The sequence below is a fragment of the Mesorhizobium sp. M2C.T.Ca.TU.002.02.1.1 genome (genome assembly GCF_003997225.1).
Window position 1 is genome coordinate 1 of the sequence record NZ_RZTO01000938.1, and the last position, 2,180, is coordinate 2,180.

The window sequence follows — 2,180 nt, forward strand, 5'->3', positions numbered from 1 at the left end:
TGTCGGGACCGAGCAAATATTGACCGGCAAGCGCGCCGAGCGAAATGGCGATCGGCGCGGCCGAGCCGACGATCGCCTGGGCGGCGGCAAGCAGGACGGCGGTGCGGCGCCCTTCCCTGCCAGCCTCGACGATCGCCGCCGTCGCGGTCGTCACGAAGCGTCCTTGCCACGTCCCTCGCCGCGTACCCGGCGCGAGACGCGATCCAGCACGGCGTTCACCAGCTTGGGCTCGTCTTCCTCGTAGAACGCCTTGGCGATGTCGACATATTCGGAGACGATGACGGCCACCGGCACATCCTCGCGCTTCATCAGCTCATAGACGCCGGCGCGCAGGATGGCGCGCAGCGTCGAATCCAGCCTCGACAGCGGCCAGTCCTCGGTCAGGGCCTGGCGGATGACGGGGTCGATGGTCTTCTGGTTCTCGACGACGCCGGTCAGGATGGCGCGGAACCATTGCGCGTCGGCCTCGCGATAGAGCGCGCCATCGACTTCCTTGCCGAGGCGGAAGGTCTCGTATTCGGCCGTGATCTCGAAGACGCCGCTACCGGCCACATCCATCTGATAGAGCGCCTGGACGGCGGCAAGACGGGCGGCGCCGCGCTTGTTGGCATGGCGCACCGATCCGGTCGAGGCGGGCTCGGTCACGATTGGGCTCCGAATTTCTCTTTGAGCGCGATCATGGTCAGCGCCGCGCGCGCGGCGAAGCCGCCCTTGTCGCCTTCCGTCTTTCGCGCACGCGTCCATGCCTGCGCGTCGTTCTCGGTGGTCAGGATGCCGTTGCCGACCGCGATCGCCTCCTGCACCGACAAGTCCATCAGCGCACGGCTCGATTCATTGGCGACGATGTCGAAATGATAGGTGTCGCCGCGGACGATGGTGCCCAACGCGACGAAGCCGTCATAATGCCTGCCGCCTTCGGCCGCGCCATCGAGCGCGAAGGTGATGACGGCCGGTATTTCAAGCGAACCGGGAACCGTCACCACGTCATAGGTGGCGCCGGCCTCATCGAGCGCGCCGGTCGCGCCTTCGAGCAGGGCGTCGGCGAGATCGTCGTGAAAGCGCGCTTCGACAATGAGCAGATGCGCCTTCGCCTTCGGGCGAATGAACGCTTTGCCGTGTTGGGATGTTCCAGCCATAAAAGTCTCCGGGGGGTTGCCGGTGACTTAGGCCGAAGCCGGGTTGATCGCAAGCGGAAGATTGTTGCAGTCAGACGCCAGTAGCCTGGCGATAGCGACGCACCGTATCCCTCAGACGGTCGTTCACCGGCCGCGGATTGGTCAACGCCTCAACGAATACCTTACGATCGTTCACCGACAGATTGAGGCCGGGCGCGTCCTCGACGAGGAGCTTTTCTCACTGAACCCAGCCGATTTCGTCTTTGATTGTCAAAGTCCCTCTTTCGCCGCCTCCGCCAGGCGCGCCGCGTAACGCGCCATCGTGTCGATCTCGATGTTGACGCGGTCGCCCGCGCGGCGCTCGCCCCAGGTGGTGACGCTCAGCGAGTGGTGAATGAGCAGCACGTCGAAGCGGGTGCCTTCGACCTTGTTGACGGTGAGAGAGGTACCGTCGAGGGCCACCGACCCCTTGGGCGCGATGAACTTCGCCAGGTGGCGCGGCGCTTCCAGGGTGAAGCGCACGGCATCCCCCTCCTCCTTGCGCTCGACGATCTCGGCGGTGCCGTCGACATGGCCGGAGACGATGTGGCCACCGAGCTCGTCGCCGATCTTCAGCGCCCGTTCGAGGTTGACACGGGTTCCGGATTTCCAGCTCGAAGCCGTGGTCAGCCTCAGCGCTTCCTCCCAGGCCTCGACCTCGAACCAGCGCGCGTTCGAGCCTTGCTCGGGAAGCGCGGTCACGGTGAGGCAGACGCCACCACAGGAAATCGAAGCGCCAATCGCGATGGTGTCAGGATCATAGGCGGTGTCGATGCGCAGGCCGATGCCTTCAGCGAGCGGCTTCACAGCGGCTACCGTGCCAACGTCGGTGACAATTCCGGTAAACATTAAAGGTTCCTCACCCATTCGGCATAACTGTCCTCGCCGAAGCGCATGTCACGCAATTTGCGAAATCCAGCCGGGATATGGTCGGCGTCGATGGGCGATGCAATACCGTCCTCGCCGATGGCGTCCGGGCCTTGGAAGAGGACAATGCGGTCGACAAGATCTTCATCGAGGAAGGCC

Annotated in this window: 3 protein-coding genes and 3 pseudogenes; all 6 read right to left on the reverse strand. The window is 64.4% G+C overall.

Features of this window, described 5'->3' with window-relative positions:
* Window positions 1-154: pseudogene (locus EOD07_RS38790) on the reverse strand (MFS transporter); the annotation flags it as partial.
* A complete protein-coding gene (gene nusB / locus EOD07_RS31690; RefSeq protein WP_040983266.1) occupies window positions 151-645 on the reverse strand; it encodes a transcription antitermination factor NusB in 495 nt (164 codons plus the stop codon). The gene nusB and the pseudogene EOD07_RS38790, both read right to left, overlap by 4 nt.
* A complete protein-coding gene (gene ribH, locus EOD07_RS31695) occupies window positions 642-1,136 on the reverse strand; it encodes a 6,7-dimethyl-8-ribityllumazine synthase (RefSeq protein WP_127238074.1) in 495 nt (164 codons plus the stop codon). Before ribH ends, nusB begins: the two co-directional genes overlap by 4 nt.
* Window positions 1,137-1,206: 70 nt before the next feature.
* Window positions 1,207-1,332 (reverse strand): annotated as a pseudogene (locus tag EOD07_RS39130) (DUF1778 domain-containing protein); the annotation flags it as partial.
* A gap of 53 nt (window positions 1,333-1,385) precedes the next feature.
* Window positions 1,386-2,003: a riboflavin synthase gene (locus EOD07_RS31705; protein WP_127238075.1), complete on the reverse strand. Its 618-nt coding sequence runs from the start codon at window positions 2,001-2,003 to the stop codon at window positions 1,386-1,388.
* Window positions 2,003-2,180 (reverse strand): annotated as a pseudogene (locus EOD07_RS38795) (riboflavin biosynthesis protein RibD); the annotation flags it as partial. The gene EOD07_RS31705 and the pseudogene EOD07_RS38795, both read right to left, overlap by 1 nt.